Source organism: Streptomyces virginiae (genome assembly GCF_000720455.1).
GTDB classification, from domain to species: Bacteria; Actinomycetota; Actinomycetes; order Streptomycetales; family Streptomycetaceae; genus Streptomyces; species Streptomyces virginiae.
In genome coordinates this window covers 107,914-133,288 of record NZ_JOAK01000009.1, presented here as the reverse complement: position 1 = coordinate 133,288, position 25,375 = coordinate 107,914, and the positions used below count along the sequence as shown (strand labels likewise).

Sequence of the window (25,375 nt, the reverse complement as noted above, 5' to 3'; positions counted from 1 at the left end):
TCCAGGCCCCCGGGCGCCCTGAACGCCGAAAGGGGCCCGGGCGGGAAAGTACCACCCGGACGTGCGCTACGGGCCCCGCGAAGTTGACGAACGGGGTTTCGGGCCGGGGCGCACGGCGCTCAGCGGACCAGGCGCACCCGCTGGCTGGTGAGTTCGTACCGGGCTCCCACGACGGCCAGCGCACCGGTGGCGACCTTGGCGGCCATCTCGGGCTCGGCGGCCAGCCGCTCGCGCACCAGCCGTACATTGGCGGTGATCGCGGCGTCGATCCGTGCGGCGCCCCGCAGAGCGCGGTCGATGGCGGGGCGGATCTGGTCGACCAGGTACTGCATGTGGCCCGGGAGCGGCGGTCCGCCCTCCGCGGCCCGCACGGCCGCGGCGACGGCCCCGCACGACTGGTGTCCCAGGATGACGACGAGCGGGATGCGCAGTTCGAGGACCCCGTAGGCGATGCTCCCCAGGACCGCCTCGTCCAGGACCTCGCCCGCCGAGCGCACGGTCAGCAGGTCGCCGAGGCCCTGGTCGAAGACCAGTTCCGGCGGAACCCGGGAGTCGACGCAGCCGAGGACGACGGCGAACGGGTGCTGGCCGGCGACGAGCGTGCGCCGCACGGTCCGCGTCTGGTCGGGGTGGCGCTCGTGGTAGGTGCGCCAGCGCCCGTTCCCCGCCACCAGTGCGCGCAGCGCCGACTCGGGGGTGGTGGGCCGCGATCCGGCCCCGCCCCCGATGCGCGGGGCCATGGGTACGTGGGAGGAGCCGGCCACCAGCCCGGCGCCCACGGCGGCCACGCCCGTCAGTACCGCCCGGGCCAGCCGACGCCGTCCCGGGCCTTCTTCACCTTCAGCTTCGACACTCACATCGGGACAAACTATTCATTTTCGATCGCTCTGCTCCACAGGACACGGCCCGGGTTCAGTTCAGCTCGGAGTGCGCCCGGGTACCGGCGGGGGTGTCCGCGAGTGCGACCGTGTCGGCGTCGGTGTCGGCGTCGGTGTCGGTGTCGTGGAGGAAACCGCCCGACTGGTGCTTCCACAGCTTGGCGTAGGCGCCCTCGGTCGTGAGCAGCTCCTGGTGCGTGCCCTGCTCCACGATCCGGCCGCGGTCGAGGACGACGAGCTGGTCCATGGTGGCCACCGTGCTCAGCCGGTGCGCCACCACGAGCGCGGTCCGGCCCTCCATGAGCCGCCACAGCGCCTCCTGGACGAGGACCTCGCTCTCCGAGTCCAGGGCGCTGGTCGCCTCGTCGAGCAGCAGGATCGGCGCGTCGCGCAGGATGGCCCTGGCGAGGGCGACCCGCTGGCGCTGCCCGCCGGACAGTTTGACGCCGCGTTCGCCCACCATGGTGTCGAATCCGTCCGGAAGCGCGTCGGCGAACTCCGTGACGTGCGCCGCCTCGGCCGCGCGGCGGATCTCGGCCTCGGTGGCGTCCGGCCTGGCGAAGGCGATGTTGTCCCGCAGGGTGCGGTGGAACATCGCCGGGTCCTGCGGCACGTAGGCGAGCCGGCTGCGCAGGTCCGCCTGGCGCAGCCGGCTGATGTCCTGACCTCCGATCAGGATCCGGCCGCCGTCCACGTCCGTCATCCGCAGCAGCAGCCGGGTGAGCGTGGTCTTGCCGCCGCCGGACCGGCCGACGAGGCCGATCTTCGAACCGCTGGGCACGTCCAGGTCGAGGCCCTCGAAGAGCGGTCGCCCACCGCCGTGGGAGAAGTTCACCCGCTCGAACCGTACGTCGGCGCCCTCGGAGCGCAGCGGCTCCGGCGTCACCGGGTCGAGCACCGTCGGCGGCTGCAGCAGGAGTTCGGTGAACTGCGCGGCCTCCGTCATCGAGCTCTCCAGACGGCGGTAGATCTGGTTGAACTCGAACATGATGCGGGTCGCGTTGGCGTAGTAGGTGAAGGTGACGATGATCGCCTCCACGCCGTGCTCCCCCGCGCCGAGGGCGACGGCGAGCAGCAGGCCGAGCACGTTGGTCAGCACGGACAGGGGCGCGACCAGCGTGTCGATGCGCAGGTTGCCGTAGTCCCACGAACGCAGCGTCAGCCGGCGCGACTCGGCGACGCGGGACTGGTGCTCGGCGGCCTCGCGGTCCTCGGCGGCGAACGCCCGGACCGTGTCCATGTTCATCAGGCTGTCGGCGACGTGGCCCGAGACCCGGGCGATGGCCTCCTCGCGCTGGGCGACGAGGTTCTGGCGGCGCCGGATGAGCGGGGCGACGCACAGCGCCGTCAGGGCGATCAGCGTGAGGAGGCCGACCACGAGCATCGGTTCGTACTGCCACAGCACCACCGACGCGAACAGCAGCGGTACGAAGCTGCCCATGACCGAGAACGTCAGCGTGTCGACGAACTCCTCGAAGCGGGAGGCGAAGCTGAGGACCCGCTTGGTGAGCGATCCGGCGAAGTTGTCGTGGAAGAACGCCGCGTCCTTCGCGAACAGTTCGTCCATTCCGATGACGTAGAGGTGCTCGATGCCCCGGGCGTCGAGGCGGTTGAGGCAGTGCAGCCCGATCCGCCACAGCGTCTCCGCGAGCAGCAGGACCCCCGCGAAGGCGAGGACGTAGGGCAGCATCGTGTCGAGGCCGGCGCCGCCGCCCTCGGCGAGCCGACCCACGAGCTTGGCGACGACCAGCGGCGCGATGTAGAAGATGCCGATGTTGCCCAGCGCCGGGAGCAGCATGGCGGGAACGGCGACCCGGCGCAGGCGCGCCAGTTCCCGTCCGTAACAGCGGAGTGCGAGGAGTACCGAGCCCCTGCTCGGCATGCTTTCGCGCGATTTTGGCGATCCCATCCCAAACCCTGTGTTGTCGGACCAGCAGGACAGGAGTCGGAGTGTCCCGTAAGGGAGCCGGGGCGGTCCACGTGTTTTCCGGCCGCTGCGGCCCGCCCGGAAGGCGCAGACGGGTTCGCGCCGAAGGCCGGTTGGAGGCGGCTGGTAGCCTCGCTGCTCCTATGCATCCGCCCGCGATCAACGGCACCGTTTCGGCCCACCTCACACGTTCCCTGGTCGCAGCCGTGGCCGACTCCCGTACGGGCGGCCTCGCACGACTGCCCGACCTCGGCGCCGAGGTGCTCGGAAACGACATGGCCAGGGTCTCGACCTCGTCGCTCCTGACCGTGTGGGAGAACCTGGTCCTGGCCGAGCCCCGCACCCTCATCGGGCCGCTGATCCTCGAAGGGGCTCCGATCGGCGCCTTCGGGCTCTGGGACTACCTGGCCACCAGCGGGCCCACCCTGCGGGAGTCGCTCGCACAGGCCGTGAACCTCATCGCCGTGATCGGCGATCCGGCGGCGGAGAAGCTGGTCGTCGAGGAGGGCCGCGGTCGTTTCACCGTCCGTCACGCGACGGGCAGTTGGGGCCCGGACGTGGTCGAGGCCGTCGACCTGTTCGCCCTCTCGCTGTTCCTGACGCGGGCCAGGTGGGCGACCGGCCGTGACATCGCTGCGTCCCGGGTCACGGTGACCCACCGGCCGCCGCGCCGGTCCCGGGAGCTGGCCCGGCTGTTCGGTACCGACCGGATCCACTTCGGCGCGCCGTACAACTCGATCTCCTTCACCGAGGACGACGTACGCGTGCCGTTGCCCAGGGCCCAGCCGGGAGTGGAGCGGATCCTGGCGCAGCACGCGGAGCTGGTCCTGGCGGCCTCCCGGCCCGTACTCGGCTGGCTCGACCGCTTCCGGGCCGTCCTGACCGAAGCCTTCCGGGACGGCACGGTGAACCTGGAGAACGTGGCCTGCCGTCTGGCGGTGAGCCCCCGCACGCTCCAGCGGCGGCTCGCCGAGCACGACACGACATGGCGCGAGCAGACCGAGAGCGTACGGCACGAACACACCCTGGACCTGCTGCGCAGCACCGACCTGCCGCTCCGGGCGGTTGCCGGCCGGGTCGGCTACAGCGACGTGCGGGTGCTGCGCCGCGCGGTGCTCCGCTGGTCGGGGAAGACCCCGGGCGAGCTCCGCAAGGCCGTTGCGGTCGACCGGGTCGGGTGAACGGCCCGCGCTTTCCCCCGGTCAGGGGACGTCACCGAGGGTGGCGGGGGTCGGGCCGTCGGGGCGGACGGTGAGGCCGAAGGCGGCCTTGGCCGGGATCGAGCGGAAGTGCGGGACGTGGGCGGGCAGCAGGTGTTCGAGGAGGACGGTCGACTCCCGTAGGGCGAACTGCAGGCCCAGGCAGGCCCTGGGGCCGAGGCCGAAGGGGGCGTAGCCGCCCGGGCGGCTGGGCCGTCGGCCGGGGGTGAGGAAGCGGTCCGGGTCGAACCGGCCGGGATCCTCCCAGACCCCGGGGTCCCGGTGCGTGAGGTACGGGCAGACCAGGACGTCGGTGCCGGCTTCGATCGCGTACCCGGCGAGGACGTCGTCCTCGGCCGCGTGGCGGGGCAGGATCCACGCGGACGGGTAGAAGCGCAGCGTTTCGTGGACGAGGGCCTGTACCGCCCGGCTGCGTTCCGGGGAGCCTTCCGCGCCGGCGGCGAGGGCCCGCTCGCGGGCGTGCGGGTGGCGGTCGAGCAAGAGGTACAGCCAGGTCAGGGTGCCGGCGGTGGTCTCGTGCCCGGCGACCAGCAGGGTGACCAGCTCGTCCCGGATCAGCCGGTCGGTGTACTCGGGTGAGGTCACGGCCGCGTCCAGCAGGACCTGCAGCAGACCGGGGCCGTGGGGTCCCGCGCCGCCGGAGCGGGCGGCGTCGACGGCGCGGCTCGACAGGGCGTCGATGCGGGCCAGTTCGACGGCCACGGCGCCCCGGTCGGTGACGCCGTCGGCGGGCAGGGTGGGGAGCGCGGCCACGACGGCCGGTACGGCGGCCAGTTCCCGTTCCGTGCCGGGGTCGAGGGGGTGTCCGGTGAGGGAGCGCCAGATGGTGTCCAGGGCGAAGCGGCGCATTTCCTCGCCGACGTCGAGGACCTGCCCGTTGCGGGCGTACTGCGCCCAGCGGGCCGCGGCGGCGCGCGCGGCCCCGGAGATCCGCTGCTCGTAGCGGCGCATCCCGCGTCCGGTGAACTGAGCCTGCAGCAGGCGCCGTTGGCGTTGCCAGGCGTCGCCGGTCGCGGACAGGACGCCGTCGCCGAGCAGGAGCCGGGCGCGGTGCGAGCGTTTGACGTACACCTCGGGCCGCAGCGCGAGGACGTGCTGGACGGCGTCGGGGGCGGTGACCAGGACGGTCGGGCGCGGGCCCAGCCGGAACGCGGCGACGCCGCCGAGCCGTGCGTGGGCCTGGGCGAACAGGTCGATCAGCTCACCGCCCCCGCCCTGCCAGTCCGCTACGAGGTCGGGGTCCAGCTCGGGGACCGGGCGGGCGGCCGGGGACGGGATCGGGAGGGGGCCGGGGCGGGCGTGGGTGGCCACGGGTCTGCTCCTGTTCGGCGGCTGTGCGTCGTCACGGACCGGTTTCGGCATCACGCACTGTAGGGGAGCGGACGCGGCGGGCGACAGCCCGCCGGCCGGCCACGGACGGATCAGGCGCGGGCAGTTGCTCGATGCGGTGGACCGCCGGGGCCGGGGTACCGGCGAGCAGTTCCCGGGTGACGTACGAGGCGACCAGCACGGTGAAGCGACTCTGCGCCCGGCCGTGGCCCCGGACAGGGCCGCCAGGTCGTGCAGGTCGGGGGTGGACGGAACGGTCTCGCACCGTACGGGCCGGGCCGGCCGGGGCGTCGGCGCCCCGGCCGGCCCGGCCCGGTTCGGTTCAGCTCCGGCCGAGGAGCTTGTTCATCTGCGCGATCTCGGCGGACTGGGAGGTGACGATCGCCTCCGCCATCGCCTTGGCCCCGGGGAAGGCGCCCTGCGCCTGCTCCGTCTTCGCCATCGCCACCGCGCCTTCGTGGTGCTCGACCATCAGCTCCATGAAGGCGGTGTCGAACGCCGTGCCCGAGGCGCTCTTGAGCTTGGCCATCTGCTCCGCGGTCATCATCCCGGCCGTGCCGTGTGCGGAGTGGTCCGTGGCGCCCTCGGCGGGCACCTGCTCACCCCAGGAGGTCAGCCACCCGGACAGGGCCTTGATCTCGGGGTCCTGCGCCTTCCTGATGTCCTCGGCGAGCTTCTTCACCTCGGCCGAACGGGCCCGGGAGGGGGCCAGGTCGGCCATCTCCACGGCCTGGCGGTGGTGGGGGATCATCCCCTTGGCGAAGGCGGCGTCGGCCGCGTTGTGCTGCCCCTGACCGGCGGGGGCCGGGGCCTGGGCCGACGCGGCGGTGTGGCCGTCGTGGCCGGCCGCGCCGTCGCCGCCACCGCAGGCGGCGAGCACGACGGCGGCCGCTCCTGCCGAGACGACGGCGGCGGCGCGGCGGAAGAGGGAACGCTTGCCGGTCATGGTGGTGCTGGTCATGGTGGTACTGCTCCTTGCTCCGCGGCCCGGTTCTCGGGCATGCGGGAAGAACGGACGAAGAGGCGTGCGCGGCGCACGGCGGGTGCCGGTGGGACGGGCCGTGCGGGCGGCTCTAGATCCGCAGGAGCTGTAGTTCGGCCAGATCGGGCGGTGCCCGGGCGGCGGCCGCGGCCGGCGCCTCGGCGGCCTCCGACGGGAACACCGCGGGCACGCCGACCAGCGCCTCGGCGAGCGCGGGGGGCGTGTACGCCGAGGCGGTGCCGGCGGCGGCGCAGGTGGCGTCCGCGTGCTCGGGATGAACCGGGCCGCCGTCGGGGTGCGAGCAGTCCTCGCCCGCCTGCCCGACGGCGGGAGCGCCGTGGTCCACGGCTGTCGCGTGGTGGGCGTCCGGCGGCAGGGCGGCACGTGCCGGGGCCGGCCCGAGGGCGTGCATGCCGAGGATCCCGGCCAGCACCGCCAGTACCAACACGAGCAGGGCGGCACCGCGCGCCGAGGGGCGTCGGTTCGTCGGCCGGCAGGTGTGGGTCACGGGATCATCGTACGGTCCCCCGCGCGGCACAGTGCCCCGAGGCGGGCCCCGCACGCTACGCCGGGCGCTGCTGCCCCGGCGGGAGGTCGGCCAGCAGCTCCCGGGCCAGGCGCAGATGGCGGTGGCCCGGCTCCAGCAGGGCCCGGGCGTCACCGAGGGTCCGGGTCAGCAGGGCGCGGGCCTCCTCGGGGCGGGCCGAGGAGGCCAGGGCGCGGGCCCATTCCAGCCGGGCGTAGATCGTGTGCGGGTGGTCGGGACCCACGACCCGGGTGCGGTCGGCCACCAGCGACTCCCAGGCCGCCGCGGCCTCGGCGGTGCGGCCCGCCCGGGCCGCGAAGGCGGCGCGGCTGCTGCGGACGGCGAGGGTGTGCGGGTCGTCGGGGCCGAGGCAGCGTTCGGCGTCGGCGAGCAGCTCGGCCAGCTCGGCCTCGGTGCGGGCGGGTTCGCCGGCCCGGTACCAGATCAGGCTGCGCCGGGTGGCCAGCACCTGGGGGTCGTCGGGGCCCTGTACCCGCAGCCGGTCGGCGAGCAGCCGGGCCAGCTGACGGGCCGCCTCGGCCGGGGCGCCCGACTCACCGGTGAAGTAGGCCAGTTCGTGACGGGCCGCGAGGGTGTCCGGGTGGTCGGCTCCGAGGACGGACGCCGCGTCCGCGGCCAGTGCGGCGAACCGCCCGGCCGCGGCGTGCGGGTTGCCGGCCTCCCCGGTGAAGAAGGCCAACTGGTGGCGGGCGGCGAGGGTGTCGGGGTGGCCGGGTCCCAGCCGGTCCTCGCGCCGCCGGGTGATCCCCGCGAGGTCGGCGGCGGCCCGGCGCGGCCGGCCCGCGTCCCCGACCGTGATGGCGAGCAGGAAGTCTGCGCCGGGGACCCCGCCCAGCCGGGCCCGGGAGAGCGCCTCGGCGGCCCTCCTGGGCCGCCCTTCCTGATGGGCCAGCAGGCCCATGTCGTAGGCCTCGGCGGCCGAGACCCTGGCGACGAGGGACTGCCACAGGTGCTCGGGGACCGGGGCCAGACCGGGGGCGCCCAGCAGGTAGTCGAAGGCCGTGTACCCCTGGGTGTAGTTGCCGATGAGCAGGCCGCTGGTGGCGTAGACCGCGGTGCAGGCCCAGTTCATCGCGTCGTCGAAGGGTTCCGGCTGGAGGTCGCCGCCGCCGCGCTCCAGCAGGTAGGGCCGGTGCAGTTCGCGCAGCCGGTCGCGGCTCACCGGGCTGCGCAGCCCGGCCCGCCGACAGTCCACGGCGGCGGCGACCACGGCCGCGCCGCGCGGGTTGGCGCCGGGTGTCCAGGCGTCGTGCCAGTTCGCGAGCAACTCAGGTCCGGCCGCGAGGACTTCCGCGATGCCGAAGCGCTCTCCGGCCCGCAGCGCCGCGACGATCCTCGGGTCCTGCGTGTGGGCGGCGGCCCGCCGGCGCTCCTCGGCCGACCAGTGCCGGGCCAGCCGTACCACCTGCGCCTGCCGGAGCACGTCCCGCTGGGTGCGCCAGGCGTCCCGGTCGGAGCCCGTCAGGCGGCTCTCCTCGCGGGCGTCGAAGCGCCGGAACTCCTGTGTGCGCATGGTCGCCAGCACCACCCGGCGGCCCGGCACCGGTGCCGACAGGGCGGCCAGCATGGCGGTCGTGAGTCCGTCCGCGCCGAGGAACTCCTCCAGGTCGTCCAGCCACAGCACGGCCCGCCGCCGGGTGCCGGCCACCCGCAGCGCCTGTGGGAGCGCGGCCCTGCCCAGCGGGCGGACGAAGGCGTGCCGGGGGAAGAGCGCCCGGGCCACTTCGTGGGCGAGCCGGGACTTGCCGGCGGTGGACTCGCCCACCAGCAGGACGAATCCGGCCCGGCCGAGGGCTTCGCGCAGCTGGGGTTCGACGTCGCGGCGGATGTACGCGGGGGCCGCGCCCGGAGTCCGGCTGCCGTCGGCGGGGTGCCCGTCCGCGTGGTGGGCGCCGGCCAGTTCGGGGCGGTCCACCTGCCGCAGCGAGGGGATCCGCCCCTCGGCGGTGCGCAGCAGTGCGCCGCCTCCGGCCCGGGCGGTGTCCGCGCCTGCGGCCGACCCGCGCTGCGGCTGCAGCCGTTCGGCGACGAGCCCGGAGAAGGTGGTGACGGCTGCGCCGATGCCCGTGGCCCACGCCCCGCTGGTCCACACCGAGGCCAGGGCCAGGGCCGCGGCGCCCAGGGCGACCGCGCCCAGGTAGGCCGGCCAGCCGCGCACCCGGCCGTTCTCTCGTACGAGCAACACCGGCATGCCGCCCCCCACACGTCCGCACCCGGCCCCCATTTTCACCCGTGCGGGTGAATTCGGTACCCGGGGCGGCGAGGTGACGGCCCCGCCTGACCGGATGTCAGCGGTGCGGCGGGGCCCGGGGGGTGCCGGGGCTCATCCCTCCTTGACGAGCACGGTGATGTCGCGGTTGACGATGACGACGCGTTCGACCTCGTCGCCGATATCGAACTCGCCTTCCACGTCCGTGGGGGTGATGACCTGGGTGACGGTTCCGGTCGGCGGTTCCTCGGTCAGCTCCAGGTGGAGTTCGTTGGGGAAGAACGGCGGTGACGCGAGGATCAGTTTGAGCCGGTAGCCGGGGGTCCGGCACGCGCACGTGCCCTTCACCGTGACCCGGCGGCCGTCCTTGCCGCCCCGGTGGGCCGTGGCCGTGAAGTCATCGGCACCGGCCTCGCAGGCGAATCCGTTCCCGTATTCGGACATGTCTTCTCCCATCGTCCGTTCGTCGGTTGGCTGATCACACGCGGGTTCAGTCTCGGCGCGGTCGGTGGGGGCCGCAAAAGGAGGGCGGGGCCTTCGGGCGTGCGGCCGCGCCGGCGTCGTGGACCCGCCGGGGCGCGGCGGCGGATTTCCGCCTGTCAGGCCGGGTGGCCGGGCGTGAGGTCCACGACGTCGCCGAGGAGCAGCAGGGACGGCCGTTCGGGGCCCGGCCGGCCGGCGTCGACGGGCTCGACGAGGAATCCGACGTGGTCTCCGCCGTCGACGCGCGTTTCGATCCGGCCGAGGAACCAGGCGGCGGCGTCGTCCAGGATCGGCGCGGGGGCGTGGGGCGACCGGTGCCATGCGAGGTGCGCGAACTTGTCGGTGTCGTCCCCGGTCCGGCTGCCGAAGAGTTCTGCGGTGTCCTTCTGGTCCTCGCGCAGGGCGTGCACCGCGAGGTGGGTGGCCGTCCGGGCGACCGTGTAGGTGTGGTTGGCCTTGGAGAGCCACACCATGAAAAGGGGCGGGTCGATGGAGCACTGGGAGGCGAAGCCCACCAGGCAGCCGGCCCGCCGGTCCCCGGCCGCCGTCGTGACCACGTACATCGGGTAGTCGAGCACGTCGGTGAACTCGTCCAGTTCCGCCACGGTGACCTCCGGCCCCTCTCGGTCCGTCACAGCTCCGGCAGCGGGGTGCGCAGTGCGCTGTCGCCCCGGTTCCACGCCCGTCGGATGTGGTCGGCGAGCCGGTCCTCCACCAGGACGGTGGCCGCGCACCCGAAGGCGACGTCTGCCTCCAGGTCCGGTTCGTCGGCCAGCAGGCCGCCGATCACCTCGTGGCGTACGACCTGTTCGTGGACGGCGTCGGCCTCCACGTGCTCGGTGTAGAAGCGTTCGGCCGCGGGCCCCGCCCCGCAGCGCCGCATGGCCCTGGCGAGGCGGCGGGAGCCGGGTGAGGAAGTGACCTCGACGCATGCGAAGTGGCCGACGAGGGCGCCGCGCAGGGCCCGGTGCAGGCCGAAGAGGGACATCAGGTTGACGGTCGCGAGCAGGGGGGCCGGCGCCTGCTCCAGGTACCGGCCGTACGTGGGGTCCAGCCGGAGGTCGGCCATCAGCTCGGCGAAGAGCCGTGCGTGGATGCGGTCGGCGCGGCCGGCGCCGAACTCGTCGTATTCGATGGCGACCATCGCGGCCTTGGCGCGGCCGGTCAGCCGGGGGATGACCCAGGCGTGCGGGTCGGCCTCCTTGAGGTGGTAGAGGGAGCGCAGGGCCGCGTACTCGCGCAGCTGCCACAGCTCGCCGTCGGTCTGCAGCCGGTGGCTGAGGCTTGCGGAGAGGTCCACGGGCTCGACGAGCAGCGGGGCGAAGGCGTCCTCGACGGTCCGGGGCCCGTCGGCCAGCTCGGTGCGCAGGGCGTGCAGGAAGCGGGCTTCGGCGTCCTGCCGCAGCCGCAGCAGGTCGGGGTCCCATTCGCGTTCGTCGTCGACCCGGTCGAAGCCTGCGTAGTGCAGTTCGTAGAGGAGGTAGAGGGCGAGGTGCAGGTCCTCGCCCCACGGGTCGGCGCGGAGTACGGATGCGGGGGCGTAGGCGGGTGGGCCGCCCGACCGGAGGGCCCGGATCACGGCGGCGGACAGCTCGCCGCGCGCCCCGGCCAGGCCGGGGCCGGTTCCCGGCCTCGTCGCCGTCGCCGTGGCCGTCGTCGTCGTGTTCCGGTGGTCGCCTGCTGTCATCGGGGGTTCCCGTCCTCGTTCGTCGAAGCGGCTCGTTCGCGGGGGCGGTGGCTGGTGTCGCACCACGGGTACGTGCGGCTGCGACGGCAGGTGCACACCGCGACCATGAACCGGTCGGACCGCACGACGGTCCCGTCGTCGAGGGCGATCTCGACCGGTCCCTCGACCAGGACGGGGCCCTGCGGGTCCACGGACACCCGCCGGGCGGGGGTGGCGGCGCTGTCAGACGGACACGGCACGGATGATCACCAGCTCTTCCCACTCCTCGTGCGGGGCCGCCAGCGCCCTCCGCTCCAGCCAGGTCCGCCGTCCGCGCAGGACGGGGCCCCACGGCACGACGGTCCTCGCCGTGACCCCGGCGGTCAGGCCCGCCCCGGACAGCCGGTCGACGGTCTCCTCCGCCCCGCACATCCCCGAATGCACCATGAGCAGGGAGCCGCCGGCCCGCAGCAGCGCCGGGGCCCTCGCGCAGATCCGGTCGATGACGGCGCGGCCGTCGGGGCCCGCGTCCCAGGCCCGCTCCGGCCCGTGCGAGGGCGGCCCGTCCCCGGGGGCGGGGACGTACGGCGGGTTCGCGAAGACCAGGTCGAAGCGGCGGCCGGCGGTGCGTGCGGCGAAGTCGCCGTGCAGGAGGCGCAGCGGAAGTCGCCGGCGCAGGGCGTTCAGGCGGGCCGTGAGCAGGGCGGGCCAGGAGACGTCGACCGCGGTGACCAGGGCGCCCCGGTCCGCGGCGTGCAGGGCGAGCGCGCCGGTGCCCGTACCGATCTCCAGCACGTCGCGCCCGGGGCCCAGGTCCTCGTGGGCGAGTGCCTCGGCGAGGAACCGGGTGTCCGCCTGGGGCCGGTACACACCCGGGAGGGCGATCAGGCCCGGAGTCGGTGTGCCCGGAGTGAAGGTCGTACTGGACACCGTGTACCTCCGGTTTCGTGTGTGGCCTGCGGGGCCGAGTCGCCGCGTGTGACGGCAGTGGGCGCCTGCCCGCAGCTCGGCGACCCATCCGCGGTCGAGGTGACCTTCGGAGGAACAGACGGAAAAGGGGACGCGTCGGCCCTGTGCGTGTCAGCCCAGGGCCAGCACGACCGGGCCGCCGGTGCGGTCGACGCGGGCCGTCCAGTGCGGCGGCAGGCGCAGGGAACGGGACGGGGACGCCGGGCCAGGGAAGCGTCGCCGCCACAGCGGCCGGCCGTCCTGGGTGACCGTGACCACGGGGGCGGTGACGGCTTCGGCGGGGCGCAGCAGCAGGGGCCGCCCGGAGGTGTCCGTGATCCGGTTCGGCGTCACCCACAGGAGCGGGGCCCGGACCTCCAGCGGCGGGCCGGGCTCGGGCCAGGGGGCACCCGCGAGGTGGGCGAGTACGGGGGCCGCCGCGGCGGCTCCCTCCCCGGCCGCGGTGGCCGCGCGTTCGATGCCGTGGAGGGCGTTGCCGACGGCGAAGACGCCGGGCGCCGCCGTGCGGAAGGAGGCGTCCACGCGGGGGCCCCGGGTGCCGGGGTCGAGGGGGACGCCGCCGCGGCGGGCCAGTTCGTGGTCGGGGATCCAGTCGCCGGTGAAGACCACGGTGTCGCAGGTGAGCAGGCCCGTCCGGCCGTCGCGGTGGTGGATGACCAGGCCGGTCGGGCGGCCGCGGCCGCGCAGTTCGCCGACGGTGGTCTGCGTGAGCAGCGGGACCCCCGGGACGGCGGCGGCCCGGGGGGCCTCCGTGATCATCGCCACCACGTGCGCGCCCGCCCCGCGCAGCACGGCGGCCGCGTGGCGGGCCACGGGCTCGGCGCCCACCACGACTGCCCGTCGGCCGACGGGCAGTCCGTGCTCGTGGACCGACCGGAGCAGCTCCCCGGTGGTCAGCACGCCCTGCGGACGTGAGCCGGGGACGAGCCGGGCGCTGCGCGGGCGTTCCCGGGCGCCGGTGGCGAGGACGACGGCCCGGGCCGTGATCCTCTCCAGGCCCGCCGGGCTCGTGGTCTCCAGGGAGAGGGGGCCGGCCCACCCGGTGGCCGTGACGCCGGTGCGGACCGCGGCGCCGGCGGCGACGGCCGCCCGTACCGCCCGCTCCGCGTACCGGGGCCCGTGCAGCCAGGGGCGCGGTGGCCGGCCGAAGCCGCCGTGGTGGAGGTGGCGCGGTATGCCGCCCGCGTACTGCTCGCGTTCCAGTACCTCGATCCGGCCGGCGCCCGCATGCGCCAGCCGGGTGGCCAGGGCCAGTCCGGCGGGGCCGGCGCCGACGACCAGCACGTCCACCCGTACGTCGGTCCGTACGTCGTGTGCGTCGGCCCGCGCGTCCCCACGGTTCACCGGCGGGCCTCCTCGAACAGGGCGCGGACGGCGGCCCCGCAGTGGAAGCCCTGGCAGCGGCCGCCCCGGGCGCGGGTGCGCCGCCGCAGGCCGTCGGGCGAGCCGGGCGGTACGGTCGCGGCGAGCGCGTCGCGGATCTCGCCGCGGGTCACGCGCTCGCAGTGGCAGACGATCCGGCCGTACTCCGGGTCCGCCGCGATCATCGCGGCGTCGCGGTACGGGCGGGGGAACGCCTCGCCGAGGTTCGGCATCCGCACCGGGTCCGGCTCGCGGGCGCCGGTGACCGGCAGGCCTCCTTCGGCCAGCAGCTCGACGACGTGGGTGGCGATCGCCATCGAGGCGCTCAGGCCGGTGGACCGGATGCCGCCGACGGTCACGTACCGCTGGCCGGGACGGGCGCGGATGACGTAGTCCTCCTGCCCGGTGGCCGCGCGCAGTCCCGCGTATACGGCGGTGACCTCCTCGTCGAGGAGCGCCGGCAGGATCCGCCTGCCCTTCTCCCTCAGCAGCGCGAGCCCTTCGGCGGTCGAGCCGGTGTCCCTCTTGTCGTCCAGGTCCTCGGCGGTGGGCCCGAGCATGACGTTCCCGTAGACGGTCGGGGTGACCAGCACTCCCTTGCCGCGGGCGTCCGGCACCGGCAGCAGGATGTGGCGTACGAGGCCGCGGGCGAGTTCGTCGAAGACGATGAGCTGACCGCGGCGGGGCGTGACGGTGAAGTCGGCGTGGCCGAGGAAGCGGTCGATCTCGTCGGCGTACAGGCCCGCCGCGTTGACCAGGTGGCGGGTGCGCAGCGTGCCACGGCCGGTGGTGAGCGTGTGCGGTTCACCCGGAGTGACCGATCGCACGGGGCAGTTGAGGTGCAGGTGGACGCCGGCGCGCACGGCCTGCGTCGCGTAGGCGAGGGTGGTCGTCCAGGGGCAGACGAGGGACTCGTCCGGTACGTGGAGGGCTCCCAGCACGCCGGGGCCGAGCTCCGGTTCGCGGGCCCGGACCTCGCCGGCCGGGAGGATGCGGGCCGCGTGGTAGCCGTTGCGCACCGCCTTGTCGGCGAGTCCCGGGAGGGCCGCGAGCTGCTCCTCGTTCCAGGCCACGAGCAGGGCTCCGACCGGTTCGACCGGGATGCCGCTGTCGGCGGCGTAGGAGGCGAGCAGCCGCTGTCCGTCGCGGACGAGCCGGGACTCCAGGGAGCCGGGTACGGCGTCGAAACCGGTGTGCAGGATGGCGGTGTTGGCCTTGGAGGTGCCGTTGCCGACGTCGTCGCAGGCGTCGATCAGGGCGGTCCGCAGGGGGAGGCGGGCCAGTTCGCGGGCGATGGCGCAGCCCACGACGCCGGCGCCGACGACCGTCACGTCGTACGGCTCGGCGCCGTCGGGCAGCGGGCCGTGCCGGGTGACGGTCATGCCGGGCCGTCGAGCAGGGCGGACACCGCCGTCCGGAACCGTGCGCGGCGCTCGGCGGCGTGCCCGGCGCCGGCCTTCGGTTCGTAGACGGCGGAGGGCTTCCACTCGGGGACGGCCTCGTGCACGGTGAGGGAGGGGTCGAGGCCTAGCCGGGCGACGGCGCCCACGCCGAGCGCGGTGGCGTCGGGGAGCGCGGACACCTCGACGGGGATCTGCAGCAGGTCTGCCTGCGCCTGCATGAGCAGGGCGGACCGGGTGAGTCCGCCGTCGACGCGCAGGGTGGCCAGGGGCGCTCCCAGGTCGGTGGCGACGGCGTCCGCTAGCTCGGCGACCTGTGCGGCGATGCCGTCGCACAGGGCGTGCACGAGGTTCCCGGCGGTCGTGTCGAGGCCGAGACCGGTGACCGAGCCGCGCAGGTCGCCGCGCCACCAGGGGGCGGCGAGGCCGGCGAGGGCGGGGACGAAGGTGACGCCGCCGGCGTCGGGGGCGGTCCCGCCCACGGTGTCGAGGTCCTGGGCGCCGGAGATCACGCCGAGGTCGGTGAGCCAGCGGACGGCGGACGCGGCGGTGTAGACCTGGCCGTCCAGGCAGTAGCTGGTCTCGCCGCCGAGCCGCCAGGCGACGCAGCCGACGAGTCCTGTGGTGCTGCGGCGGGGGCGGGGGCCGGTCTGTGCGAGGAGGAACGCCCCGGTGCCGTAGGTGCACTTGGCGGTTCCGGGTTCGGTGACGCGCTGGGCGAGCAGCGCGGCCTGCTGGTCGACGAGCAGCCCGGTCAGCGGCAGCGGGGGCCCGAAGGCGGTGGTGGTGCCGACGCGGGTGTCCGCGCCGACGACTTGCGGCAGCGGTTCCCCGGTGAGGCCGAAGGCGTCCAGGGCGGCGGGCGACCAGTCGAGCGTGTCGAGGTCGAGGAGCTGGGTGCGGCCGGCGGTCGCCGCGTCGGTGACGAAGGCGCCGGTGAGCCGGTGCACCAGCCAGGCGTCGCTGGTCGTCACGACGCCCTGCCGGGTGAGGTGGCGACGTATCCAGGCCATCTTCGGCGCGGCGAAATACGGGTCGAGGGGCAGTCCCGTCCGCTCCTGCAACGACGCGGCGTGCGGAGCGAGTTCGGTGCATAGCTGCTCGGCCCGGCGGTCCTGCCAGACGATCGCTGTGGTCAGCGGCTCACCGTCGGCCGGGTCCCAGGCGAGGACGGTCTCGCCCTGGTTGGCCAGGCCCACCGCGGCGACCGGTTCGCCGGCCGCGGCCAGGGCGGCGCGTCCCGCGTCGACGACCGAATCCAGCAGCTCGCGGGGGTCCACCTCGACGCGGCCGCCCGGCAGGTACCGGGGCCGTACGGGGGCGGAGGCGGATCCGATGACGCCTCGTACGGGACAGACGACGAGGGCCTTGGTTCCCGAGGTGCCCTGGTCCACAGCGAGCACCGGGCCCGTCATCACCACTCCGTCCCTGGCGTCGGCATGCGCGATCGTCTCGGGGAAGCCTTCACCAGCGGACGCGGCCCCGTCAAGATCCATCCGCGCGGGCGGTGACGCAGCTGACGCAAATTCACATCTTGTATGTGGCTTGATACTTGCATTCGAAAAAGTTTCATGACTCGAACGCTCATAGTCACTCTATAGTGATCGCCGATCACCAGGCGCGAAGGCCATGCGATGCGAGGACCGATGACGACGACCACCGCAAGACGCGCCCGTCCCGGCTACCCGTCGACCGGGGCGAGGTGATGGCGGGCAGCGACTTCCGGCCCGTCTACCACCCCGCCGGCCACGACAACGACCTGCGTGTGGCCGTGCAGGACCTGCGCACCGGCCGGTGGCTGGCGATGGCGCACTTACTGGACCGGACGGACGGCTGGGGACTGTGGACCCAGCGCACCCAGGTGCTCGCCGCGGTCGCCGCCGGATCGGACGTGGTCCAGGCGTGGCGCTCCGAGGAACCGCGCAGCGTCGCCGCGTCCGTCATGCACACCCGTGTCGTCGTCGAACGCGCCGTCCGCGCCCACCGTGCGCGCCACCCCCGCACGCGCGAGCTGTGGCAGGAGGCGTGGGCCGCCTGCCGCGACGCCGCCGAGCTGAGCCCCGCCGACCCCGTGCCGTGGGTCTGCCTGCTCGCGCTGGCCCTCCTCGACGAGCACCGTTCGATGGACGAGCACCGTCAGGCGCCGCCCGCCCTGATGCTGCCCCGCGGCCCCTGGGGCATCCTCGCCCAGGTCGACAAGCGCGACCCGCACAACCGCGAGGCGTACCACCGGATGCTCCAGTTCGTGTGCGCGGGTACGCCCGGACCGCTGACCGAGGCCGCCAACTTCGTCCACTGGGCGTCCGGTTCGGCTCCGCCCGAGTCGGCCGTCCACCTCCTGCCGCTCTATCTGAGCGTCGAGCGGTACCGCCGTGAGCGCGGCCAGGAGAAGGCGCTCGACCTCCACTGGGTCGCCGAGGACGCCGTCCGCGACGCCGGCCACGCGCTGGACACCTGGTTCCGCTACAGCGACCTGCGCCGCGCCTCACAGCTCGACCTGAACCACCTCGCCCACGCGCTGTGGGGAGCCCACCGGTTCGGCGAGGCGGCCCAGGTCTTCGACGCGATCGACCGGTACTGGACCACCCTGCCGTGGGCCTACCGGACCCGCGACCCCGCCGACCAGGAACTGGCCATGGAGGTCTTCGTGCGGGCCCGGGCCCGCAGCCTGGCGACCCGGGACTGACTCCGCCGTCCCACCCCCGCAGGCCTCCTCCGCGCGCCACTCCCGCACGCCACCCCCGCTCACCGTCCCCGTTCCTCACGACCCCCGGAGGTACTCCCCCATGTCCCGAACCGCGCCGACCGTCCGCCCGGACAGCAAGGCCCCACCCCGGCAGGACGAGGAGGAACGGCTCAGGGAGCTCGGCTACCAGCCGGTCCTCGCCCGCCGGATGGGCGGCTTCGGCAACTTCGCCATCAGCTTCTCGGTCATCTCCGTCCTGTCCGGCTGCATGACCCTCTACGGCTTCGGCCTGGGCACCGGGGGTCCGGCCGTGATGCTGTGGGGCTGGGCCGGCGTCGGCCTGTTCGTGCTCTGCGTGGGTCTCGCCCTGGCCGAGGTGACCAGCGCCTACCCCACCTCGGGAGCGCTCTACTACATGGCCGACCGGCTCGGCGGACGCCGCTGGGGCTGGTACACGGGCTGGCTGAACCTGCTCGGCCTGCTGGGCGCCATCGCCGGCATCGACTACGGCGCCGCCCTCTTCACCGGCGCCTTCCTCAACCTCCAGTACGGCGTCGTGCCCACCCCCGGCCTGACGTTCGTGATCTTCCTGTGCATCCTGCTGCTGCACGCCGCGCTCAACCTCTTCGGCGTCCGCCTCGTCAGCGTGCTCAACTCCGTCAGCGTCTGGTGGCACCTGGGCGGCGTCGCCCTGATCGTGGGCGCCCTGGCCTTCATACCCGACCAGCACCAGTCGCCGTCGTTCGTCTTCACCGAGTTCGTCAACGACACCGGCTGGGCCAACCCGTTCTACGTGGCGGCGGTCGGCCTGCTGCTCGCCCAGTACACCTTCTCCGGGTACGACGCCTCCGCGCACCTCTCGGAGGAGACCTCCAACGCCTCCGTCTCCGCCGCCCGGGGCATCGTCCGGGCCATCTGGGTCTCCTGGGTCGCCGGCTTCGCGCTGCTCGCGGGCCTGACCTTCGCCATCCAGGACTACGCGGCCGTGCAGGGCACCGCCACCGGCGTCCCGCCGGCCCAGATCTTCATCGACGCGCTGGGCTCCGGCGGCGCCACCGCGCTGCTCCTCGTCGTCATCGTCGCGCAGCTCTTCTGCGGCAACGCCGAGGTCGCCGCCGCGAGCCGGATGGTGTTCGCCTTCAGCCGCGACAACGCCCTCCCCGGCTCCGCTCTGTGGCGCAAGGTGAGCAGCCGTACGCAGACGCCGGTCCCGGCCGTGTGGCTCTCCGTCGCCGTGGCGGCCGTGCTGGCGATCCCGTCGCTCTACTCCGCGACCGCCTACGGGGCCGTGACCGCCATCAACGTCATCGGCATCACCCCGGCCTACGCGATCCCGATCTACCTGCGGCTGCGCGCCGGGAACCGCTTCCAGCCCGGCCCGTGGAACCTGGGCCGCTGGAGCAAGCCGATCGGCTGGATCGCCGTCGTGTGGGTGGCGGTCGTCACCGTGCTGTTCTGCCTGCCGCAGAAGTCGCCGGTGACCATCGACTCGATGAACTACGCGGTGATCGCCCTGGCCGTGGTCCTGGTCCTGGCCAGCGCCTGGTGGTACGCCGCCCGGCGCTCGTACGGGACGCCGTCGGCGTACGGCAACGCCCGGGAGCAGGCCGAGATCGCCGAGGGCATCGTCTGACCCGAGCGTCAGGCGGTCCGCGCGCGCCCCGCCGCACCGGGGCGCGCGCGGTGTCGTCTCAGACCAGTTCGGGCTGCTGCTCGCGGCGCTGCTGCGGCACGTGCACCGACGACGCCGCGGCCAGGCGCTCCCACCGCTTGTTGATCCGGACGTAGCCGTAGATCACCGAGACCATCGACAGGACGACCAGCGGCCCGAACACCCACGGGTGCGCCGCCATCTCCATCGACAGGTAGCGGTACGACAGCAGGAGCCCGACGAACACCGCGGCGCCGTAGGCGACGAGCTGGACTCCCCTGCGGTCCCAGCCGTGGTCGAGGGTGCGCAGCCCGGCATCGATCGTGAGGGTGAACACGACACCGGCGACGATGTCCGCGCCGTAGTGGTAGCCGAATCCCAAGGTCGCGCCGAGCGTCGCGATCAGCCAGAAGGTGCCCGCCCATCGCAGGGCCTGCGGGGCCTTGCGGGAATGGATGAAGATCGCGGTCGCCCATGCGGTGTGCAGGCTGGGCATGCAATTGCGCGGGGTGAACTCGTCGAAGGGCATCGGCTGCGCAATGGCGACGGGCGGCGGCGTGTTCGGCCACAGCTCGGCCAGCGCCCACTGCCCGCCGTCGGCGCCGTACGCGAAGATCGGCCCGACCACCGGGAAGATCATGTAGATGCCCGGCCCGAGCAGTCCGATGGCCAGGAAGGTGCGCACCAGGTGGTGGCGAGGGAAGCGGCGCTCGACCGCCACGTTGCGCAGCTGGTACAGCGCGACGATGACCGCCATCACCGCGAGCTGGATGTAGACGAACTCCAGGACGCGGAAGCCGGCTGCCCCGGTGGCCTCGACGATCCGGCCGGCCACCCATGACGGGTTGCCCAGCGCCTGGTCGGCGGTCGCCACGTACTGGTCGAGCACGGTCGGGCGGGTCTTGGACGTGATCAGCAGCCAGGTGTAGCCGGTCTTGCGGCCGGTCACGAGCAGCAGGGCCAGTCCGACGCCCTGGAGCAGCAGCATCCGTTCACGGCCGGTGCGGCGCGTGAGCGCGACGACGGCGCAGCCCAGGGTGACGAGCAGGGCGCCGTTGCCGTACATCATCTCGGCGCCGACCGCCCACCGCACGAGCCAGAAGACGAGGTCGATGCCGACCGCGGCGCCGATCGCGATGAACCGCTGCCGCCAGGTGAGCACCACCAGCATCAAGGCCATGCTGGCGTACAGCACCGTGCCCGACTTGGGGGCGAACACGACTTCGCGCGCCTGGTCGGTGATCGGCCCCCGCACGCCGTAGCCGCGCGCGGCGATCTCCAGCGCGACGAGGAATCCGAGGGCCACCGCGCTCACCGCGACCCACAGCATGACGCGTGGCCGACGCCACACAGCGGACTCGGCTCCGCCGCCCTTTCGCGAAAACACTCGCAAAACCGCAGATATCAATTTTTCAGCCGATGTTCATATTTCAACCTGATCATTGTTCGCTCGAACATGTTAGCGGAGCTGGTGGGCGGGTTCGGAAATGTGATGAAGGCCGCGGCGGGGAAACCGGGGGGAGTCGTGAGGCGCGCCGGGCGGAATACGGAATTCCCTCGCGTCAACAGAGGGTGTCCCAGTGGTGCAGGGCGTCGAGGGCGGCGGTGCGGGTGGCCGGGGTGTCGACGGCGTCGGCGGCCGGAGCGAGGAGGTAGTCCGCGACGGGGGTGAGGAGGAGGGAGGTGTCGGGGGTGTGGCCGAGGAGGCGGGCCTCGCCCCAGCTGTGGCGGATGACGGTGCGGCGGAGCAGGGCGCCGTGCCGTGCCGGGACGCGCCGGGCGGCGGGGGCCTCGCCGCGGCGCCGGTGCTCGGCGGCCAGCTCCGGGGCGAGTGCGGCGCGGACGGCCGTGAGCGGGCCCAGCGGGACGTGCTCGGCGGCGTGGTCGAGGAGGGCCGCGACCTCCGGGGCCAGCCGGTAGGCGGCGACGACCGCGGCGGTCTCGGCGGCCTCGAAGGGCCGGCCGGCGAGGGCGGCGACGTCGAGGAGGGTGAGCGGACCGGGCGGCCGGCCCGGCTCGCCGAGGCGGGACTCGGCCAGCGCGATGAGGCACTCCACGTGTTCGTCGGCGACCAGGAACGGCCGCACGGGCACGCCCCGCCCGTCGCCGGGCAGGGCCGCGGTGGAGACGTGGACGCGGTACCAGGGGTCGACGAGGGGGTCCTCGGCCGGCCAGTGGAGCGTGACGGCGGTGTGGTGGGGCCGCTCGCCCAGCAGCGAGACGTCGATGTGCTCCACCGGGTGGTCGGTGACCAGCCGGATGACGGCCTGCCACAGCGCCGCCTCGTCGGGGGCGACCAGATCGAGGGTGTCCAGCGGGCGGAGCAGCCCGGCCGGGTAGTACCCGGCGAGCGGGAGGCCCCGGATGGCGCGGACGCCGGTGGAACGGGCCAGGCCGCCGGCCAGCCCTGTGTACCGGGCGACGCGGTCGCGCGCGCGGTCCAGCTCGGCCCGGGCCGCCTCGCCCATCCGGACGCCGTCGCCCGCCAGGGCGGAGAGCACCAGATGGGGCAGATGACGGCCGGCCCGGGCCCGGTGCAGCAGTTGCGCCGGCCCGGCGGCGGGGTCGGTGTCGAGCAGCCGGTACAGCAATGGGGTGTTCACGGACGTCCGCCTCCGAATGTATGGTCGGGCCCGGCGCCACCGGCGACCGAGGGGGCGGGCGCGAGCCCGGACGGTCTCCGGCGTGCCCGCGGCACGGTGCGATTCTGTATCGCAAGGTTCAACACCTGATCACCACAGGCTCAACGGACTCTCGACACCGGGTGCGACGCTGTGGTTAAAAAGGTGACACAAATCGAGACATGGGCGCCTAGCGGGGGCGGGCACCGTGTTTCCGGGGGCTGGGGGCAGGACTTGGGCGATCTCCGTTTCTCGTTACTCGGTCTGATGCGGGCTCACCGGGGCGCTACCGCGCTCAAGATCGGGAGCCCGCAGCAGCAGGCGATGCTGGCCGTCCTCCTGCTGCGGCCGGGGCATGCGGCGAGTGCGACCGACCTCATCGCCGCTCTGTGGGGTGAGGAACCGCCGAGCGCGGCGATGACCACGGTGCGCACGTACGCGTGGCGATGGCGCAAGGTGCTGGACGCGGGCGGCAGGGGGGAGGAAGGCGACGCGGCTGCCGGAGGCGACCGGCCCGCGTCGAGCGTGCTGGTCTCCATGGGCGACGGCTACCGGCTGGTCCTGCCGAAGCTGGCCGTCGACTCCGCGGAGGCGGAGTCGCTGGCCGCCGAGGCGGAGCGCACCGCGCGGACCGATCCGCTGCGCGCCCGCGACCTGCTCAACCAGGCGCTGGAGCTGTGGCAGGGCGAACCGCTGGCCGGGGTCCCCGGCCCGTTCGCGGAGCGGCACCGCCAGCGGCTGGAGGAACTGCGGCTGACCCTGCTGGAGGAGCGGATCGGGCTGGACTTGACGCTCGGCCGCTACTCCCGCTGCATCCCCGAGCTGACCTCCCTCACCACCGAGCACCCGCTGCACGAGCGGGCGTACGGGCTGCTGATGCGGGCGCTGTACCAGGCCGGGCGGCAGGCGGACGCGCTGGCGGTGTACCGCGGGGTGCGGCAGTTGTTCCTCGCGGAGCTGGGCGTCGCGCCGGGGTCGGACCTGGAGCAGCTGCACCGCAGGATCCTCGAGGGCGATCCGGCGCTGGCCGCCCCGGAACCGAGCCCGCCGGCCTCGCCGCCCGCGGACGGGCCCCGGGAGATCCCCGCCGTCGAGGACTCCGGGCACGACACCGGGCGGGGATCCGGGCAGCGGTCCGGCCCCGCGGCGCCCGAACCGGACCGGGACGAGCAGAACACGGGACGGGAGGCTCCCCTCAGACCGGCGGCGGCACCTCCAAGACCGGCCCAGCTCCCACCGGACGCCGCCGACTTCACCGGGCGTACGGCACCGGTCCGGGTGCTGGACGAGGCACTCGGCACCCCCTCGGCGCAGGCGCTGGTGATCGCCACCGTCGTCGGGATGGGCGGGGTCGGCAAGACGGCGCTCGCCCTGCACGTGGCACACCGCGTCCGGGAGTCCTACCCGGACGGCCAGCTCTACGTGGACCTGCGCGGCTCCGACCCGGTGCCCGCCGATCCGGAAGCGGTGCTCAGCGGCTTCCTCGTCGCCCTCGGGGTGCCCGGCGACGCGGTGCCGGACGGCCTGGACGCCCGCTCGGCGCTCTTCCGGTCCGTCGTCGACGGACGGCGCCTGCTGCTGGTGCTCGACAACGCCAAGGACACGGCGCAGATCCGGCCGCTGCTGCCGGGGACGGTCGGCTGCGCGGTCCTCACCACGGGGCGGACCCGGCCCGCCGGACTGCCGGCCGCCGTCCACGTCGACCTCGACGTGTTCCACCCCTCCGAGGCCCTCGACCTGCTCGGCCGCACCATCGGCGCGGACCGGCTCGACGCCGAACGCGACGCGGCGCTGGAGCTGGTGGTGGCCTGCGGGTACCTGCCGCTGGCGGTCCGGATCGTCGCGGCCCGGCTCGCGGCCCGGCCGGGCTGGACGGTGGAGACGCTCAGCCGCCGGCTCCAGGTGGAGCGGCGCCGGATCGACGAGCTGCGGATCGGCGACCTCGCGGTGGCGGCGGCGTTCGAACTGAGCTACCGGCAGCTCACCGCCGACCAGGCCCGGGCGTTCCGGCTGGTCGCCTCGGTGGACGGACCGGACATCGGGCTGCCGGCGGCCGCGGCCCTGCTCGACCTCGACGAGTACGACGCCGAGGACCTGCTGGAGGCCCTGGTGGACGTGGCGATGGTGGAGTCGCCGTTCCCCGGGCGCTACCGCTATCACGACCTGCTGCGCTCCTTCGCCCGGCGGCGTCCGGCGGAGGGGGCGGCCGGGGGTCCGGCGTCCGGCGGTCCGGCGGAGAGCGGGGAGGCGGTGGCGGCCCGCGACCGGCTGCTGGACCACCTGCTGGCCACCGCCTGCGCCGCCTTCCAGCACGCGGTGCCGGGTGACCCGGCGGCGGGCGCGCTGGGTCCGGCCCGCTCCCCCGGTGTGGCGCTGACCGGGTGGGAGGCGGCGCGGGAGTGGACGGCGACGGAGCGGGCGGGCGCCGTGGCGCTGGCGGCCCAGGTCGCCGCGGACGCGGTCGCGGGCCCGGCGGGCGCCGCGGCCGGCGGGCCGCTCCTGCCCGACGGCGGCCAGGGGACGGCGCTGCGGGCCGCGATAGACATGCTGATCGCGCTCACCCCGTTCGTGCTGACCCCGCCGAGCCGGCAACTCGCCACCACCGCCGACGCGCTGGCCGAGGCGGCCACGCGGCACGGCGACGTACGGGCCGCCGGACGCGCGCACTTCCTGCGCGGGAACGTGGCCCTGGCCGCGACACGGCTGGACGCGGCCGAGGCCGCCGCCCGCCAGGCGGTGGGCGCGGCACGGACCGCCGGCGACACGGTGATCCTCCGCCAGGCGCTCAACGATCTCGGTCTGATCTGCCAGTTCCTCAGCCGCTACGACGAGGCGGTGGACCACTACGACGAGGCGCTGGTGCTGGCCAATGCGCTCGGGCACCGTTCGGGCGCCCTGGTGACGACCGTGAACGCGGCGCTGGCACGGGTGCGCAGCGGACGGGCGGAGGAGGCGGTGGAGATCTGCCACGCGGCGCTCGCCGAGCTGCGGACGCGGCAGGACGATCCGGGGCGGGCGTACACGCTGTACGTACTGGGCCTGGCGCTGCACGGGCTCGGGCGGCACGAGGAGTCCGTGACCTGGTTCCGGGAGTGCCTGGCGGTGGCGACGGGGGCCGGTCTGCGGGACCGGGCCGCGCACGCGCGCTACCGGCTGGCGGACAGTCTGCGCTCGCTCGGCCGGGCCGACGAGGCGCTTGACCACGCCGGGCAGGCGCTGGCGCTCTGCGAGGAGCTGGGGGCCGAGCGGGACCAGGCTCAGGCGCTGGTGGTGCTGGGCCGCTCGCTGGTGGACCTCGGGCGCGGGGCCGAGGCGGGGACGCGGTTGCGGCAGGCGTACGAGATCTTCTGCCGGCTGGGGCTTCCGGAGGCCGCCGAGGTGGCGTGTCTGCTGGAGGAGCCGGCACTCGCCCTGGTGGAGAGCTGCGGGCTGGAGGCGTAGCCGA

Annotated in this window: 20 protein-coding genes; 4 read left to right on the top strand and 16 right to left on the bottom strand. The window is 74.4% G+C overall.

What is annotated here, in order from left to right:
* Positions 1 to 119: 119 nt before the first annotated feature.
* Complete coding sequence (locus IG86_RS0116275; protein WP_234316343.1) at positions 120 to 857, bottom strand: carbonic anhydrase; 738 nt, start codon at positions 855 to 857, stop codon at positions 120 to 122.
* Between the two features lie 55 nt (positions 858 to 912).
* Positions 913 to 2,760, bottom strand: coding sequence for an ABC transporter ATP-binding protein (locus IG86_RS0116270; protein ID WP_385872966.1), 1,848 nt, complete (start codon positions 2,758 to 2,760; stop codon positions 913 to 915).
* Between the two features lie 188 nt (positions 2,761 to 2,948).
* On the opposite strand from IG86_RS0116270, the gene IG86_RS0116265 reads away from it, so the two are divergent.
* Positions 2,949 to 3,986, top strand: a complete 1,038-nt coding sequence (locus IG86_RS0116265) for an AraC family transcriptional regulator (protein ID WP_037942560.1) — start codon at positions 2,949 to 2,951, stop codon at positions 3,984 to 3,986.
* A 21-nt stretch (positions 3,987 to 4,007) separates the two neighbouring features.
* Here IG86_RS0116265 and IG86_RS0116260 read toward each other — a convergent pair whose 3' ends face one another.
* The 12 genes from IG86_RS0116260 to IG86_RS0116200 form a co-directional block, all read right to left on the bottom strand.
* Entirely contained in the window at positions 4,008 to 5,336 is a 1,329-nt protein-coding gene (locus IG86_RS0116260; RefSeq protein ID WP_037942558.1) for a cytochrome P450, read from the bottom strand.
* A 340-nt stretch (positions 5,337 to 5,676) separates the two neighbouring features.
* Positions 5,677 to 6,300: a DUF305 domain-containing protein gene (locus tag IG86_RS0116255; protein WP_030897446.1), complete on the bottom strand. Its 624-nt coding sequence runs from the start codon at positions 6,298 to 6,300 to the stop codon at positions 5,677 to 5,679.
* Between the two features lie 127 nt (positions 6,301 to 6,427).
* Positions 6,428 to 6,844 (bottom strand): DUF6153 family protein, encoded by a 417-nt coding sequence (locus IG86_RS0116250; protein ID WP_030897443.1) that lies wholly within the window; start codon positions 6,842 to 6,844, stop codon positions 6,428 to 6,430.
* 55 nt (positions 6,845 to 6,899) lie between these two features.
* Positions 6,900 to 9,074: a tetratricopeptide repeat protein gene (locus IG86_RS39975; protein ID WP_051785213.1), complete on the bottom strand. Its 2,175-nt coding sequence runs from the start codon at positions 9,072 to 9,074 to the stop codon at positions 6,900 to 6,902.
* 132 nt (positions 9,075 to 9,206) lie between these two features.
* Positions 9,207 to 9,536, bottom strand: coding sequence for a hypothetical protein (locus IG86_RS0116235; protein WP_030897438.1), 330 nt, complete (start codon positions 9,534 to 9,536; stop codon positions 9,207 to 9,209).
* Between the two features lie 155 nt (positions 9,537 to 9,691).
* Positions 9,692 to 10,210: a flavin reductase family protein gene (locus IG86_RS0116230; RefSeq protein ID WP_385872971.1), complete on the bottom strand. Its 519-nt coding sequence runs from the start codon at positions 10,208 to 10,210 to the stop codon at positions 9,692 to 9,694.
* Positions 10,207 to 11,262: an iron-containing redox enzyme family protein gene (locus IG86_RS0116225; RefSeq protein ID WP_078848617.1), complete on the bottom strand. Its 1,056-nt coding sequence runs from the start codon at positions 11,260 to 11,262 to the stop codon at positions 10,207 to 10,209. Before IG86_RS0116225 ends, IG86_RS0116230 begins: the two co-directional genes overlap by 4 nt.
* Positions 11,259 to 11,501 (bottom strand): CDGSH iron-sulfur domain-containing protein, encoded by a 243-nt coding sequence (locus tag IG86_RS0116220; RefSeq protein WP_045937367.1) that lies wholly within the window; start codon positions 11,499 to 11,501, stop codon positions 11,259 to 11,261. The genes IG86_RS0116225 and IG86_RS0116220 overlap by 4 nt, the downstream gene beginning before the upstream one ends.
* Complete coding sequence (locus tag IG86_RS0116215) at positions 11,485 to 12,171, bottom strand: HemK2/MTQ2 family protein methyltransferase (protein ID WP_045937366.1); 687 nt, start codon at positions 12,169 to 12,171, stop codon at positions 11,485 to 11,487. Before IG86_RS0116215 ends, IG86_RS0116220 begins: the two co-directional genes overlap by 17 nt.
* A gap of 150 nt (positions 12,172 to 12,321) precedes the next feature.
* Positions 12,322 to 13,554: an NAD(P)/FAD-dependent oxidoreductase gene (locus IG86_RS0116210; protein ID WP_051785212.1), complete on the bottom strand. Its 1,233-nt coding sequence runs from the start codon at positions 13,552 to 13,554 to the stop codon at positions 12,322 to 12,324.
* Positions 13,551 to 14,954, bottom strand: coding sequence for an FAD-dependent oxidoreductase (locus tag IG86_RS0116205; RefSeq protein ID WP_030897431.1), 1,404 nt, complete (start codon positions 14,952 to 14,954; stop codon positions 13,551 to 13,553). Before IG86_RS0116205 ends, IG86_RS0116210 begins: the two co-directional genes overlap by 4 nt.
* Positions 14,951 to 16,387: an FGGY family carbohydrate kinase gene (locus IG86_RS0116200; protein WP_030897428.1), complete on the bottom strand. Its 1,437-nt coding sequence runs from the start codon at positions 16,385 to 16,387 to the stop codon at positions 14,951 to 14,953. Before IG86_RS0116200 ends, IG86_RS0116205 begins: the two co-directional genes overlap by 4 nt.
* Before the next feature lie 290 nt (positions 16,388 to 16,677).
* Between IG86_RS0116200 and IG86_RS0116195 the strand changes: the two genes are divergently transcribed.
* Positions 16,678 to 17,658, top strand: coding sequence for a hypothetical protein (locus IG86_RS0116195; protein ID WP_030828442.1), 981 nt, complete (start codon positions 16,678 to 16,680; stop codon positions 17,656 to 17,658).
* Between the two features lie 100 nt (positions 17,659 to 17,758).
* The gene (locus IG86_RS0116190) at positions 17,759 to 19,291 is read left to right on the top strand and encodes an amino acid permease (protein WP_030828439.1); all 1,533 of its coding nucleotides are present in this window, start codon (positions 17,759 to 17,761) and stop codon (positions 19,289 to 19,291) included.
* Between the two features lie 58 nt (positions 19,292 to 19,349).
* Here IG86_RS0116190 and IG86_RS0116185 read toward each other — a convergent pair whose 3' ends face one another.
* Together IG86_RS0116185 and IG86_RS0116180 are read right to left on the bottom strand one after the other, a co-directional pair.
* Positions 19,350 to 20,639, bottom strand: coding sequence for a phosphatase PAP2 family protein (locus tag IG86_RS0116185; protein WP_037942556.1), 1,290 nt, complete (start codon positions 20,637 to 20,639; stop codon positions 19,350 to 19,352).
* A gap of 232 nt (positions 20,640 to 20,871) precedes the next feature.
* The gene (locus tag IG86_RS0116180; RefSeq protein WP_030828433.1) at positions 20,872 to 21,912 is read right to left on the bottom strand and encodes a hypothetical protein; all 1,041 of its coding nucleotides are present in this window, start codon (positions 21,910 to 21,912) and stop codon (positions 20,872 to 20,874) included.
* Positions 21,913 to 22,197: 285 nt separating this feature from the next.
* Between IG86_RS0116180 and IG86_RS0116175 the strand changes: the two genes are divergently transcribed.
* Positions 22,198 to 25,371 (top strand): AfsR/SARP family transcriptional regulator, encoded by a 3,174-nt coding sequence (locus tag IG86_RS0116175; RefSeq protein ID WP_045937364.1) that lies wholly within the window; start codon positions 22,198 to 22,200, stop codon positions 25,369 to 25,371.
* The last annotated feature ends 4 nt before the right edge of the window (positions 25,372 to 25,375 follow it).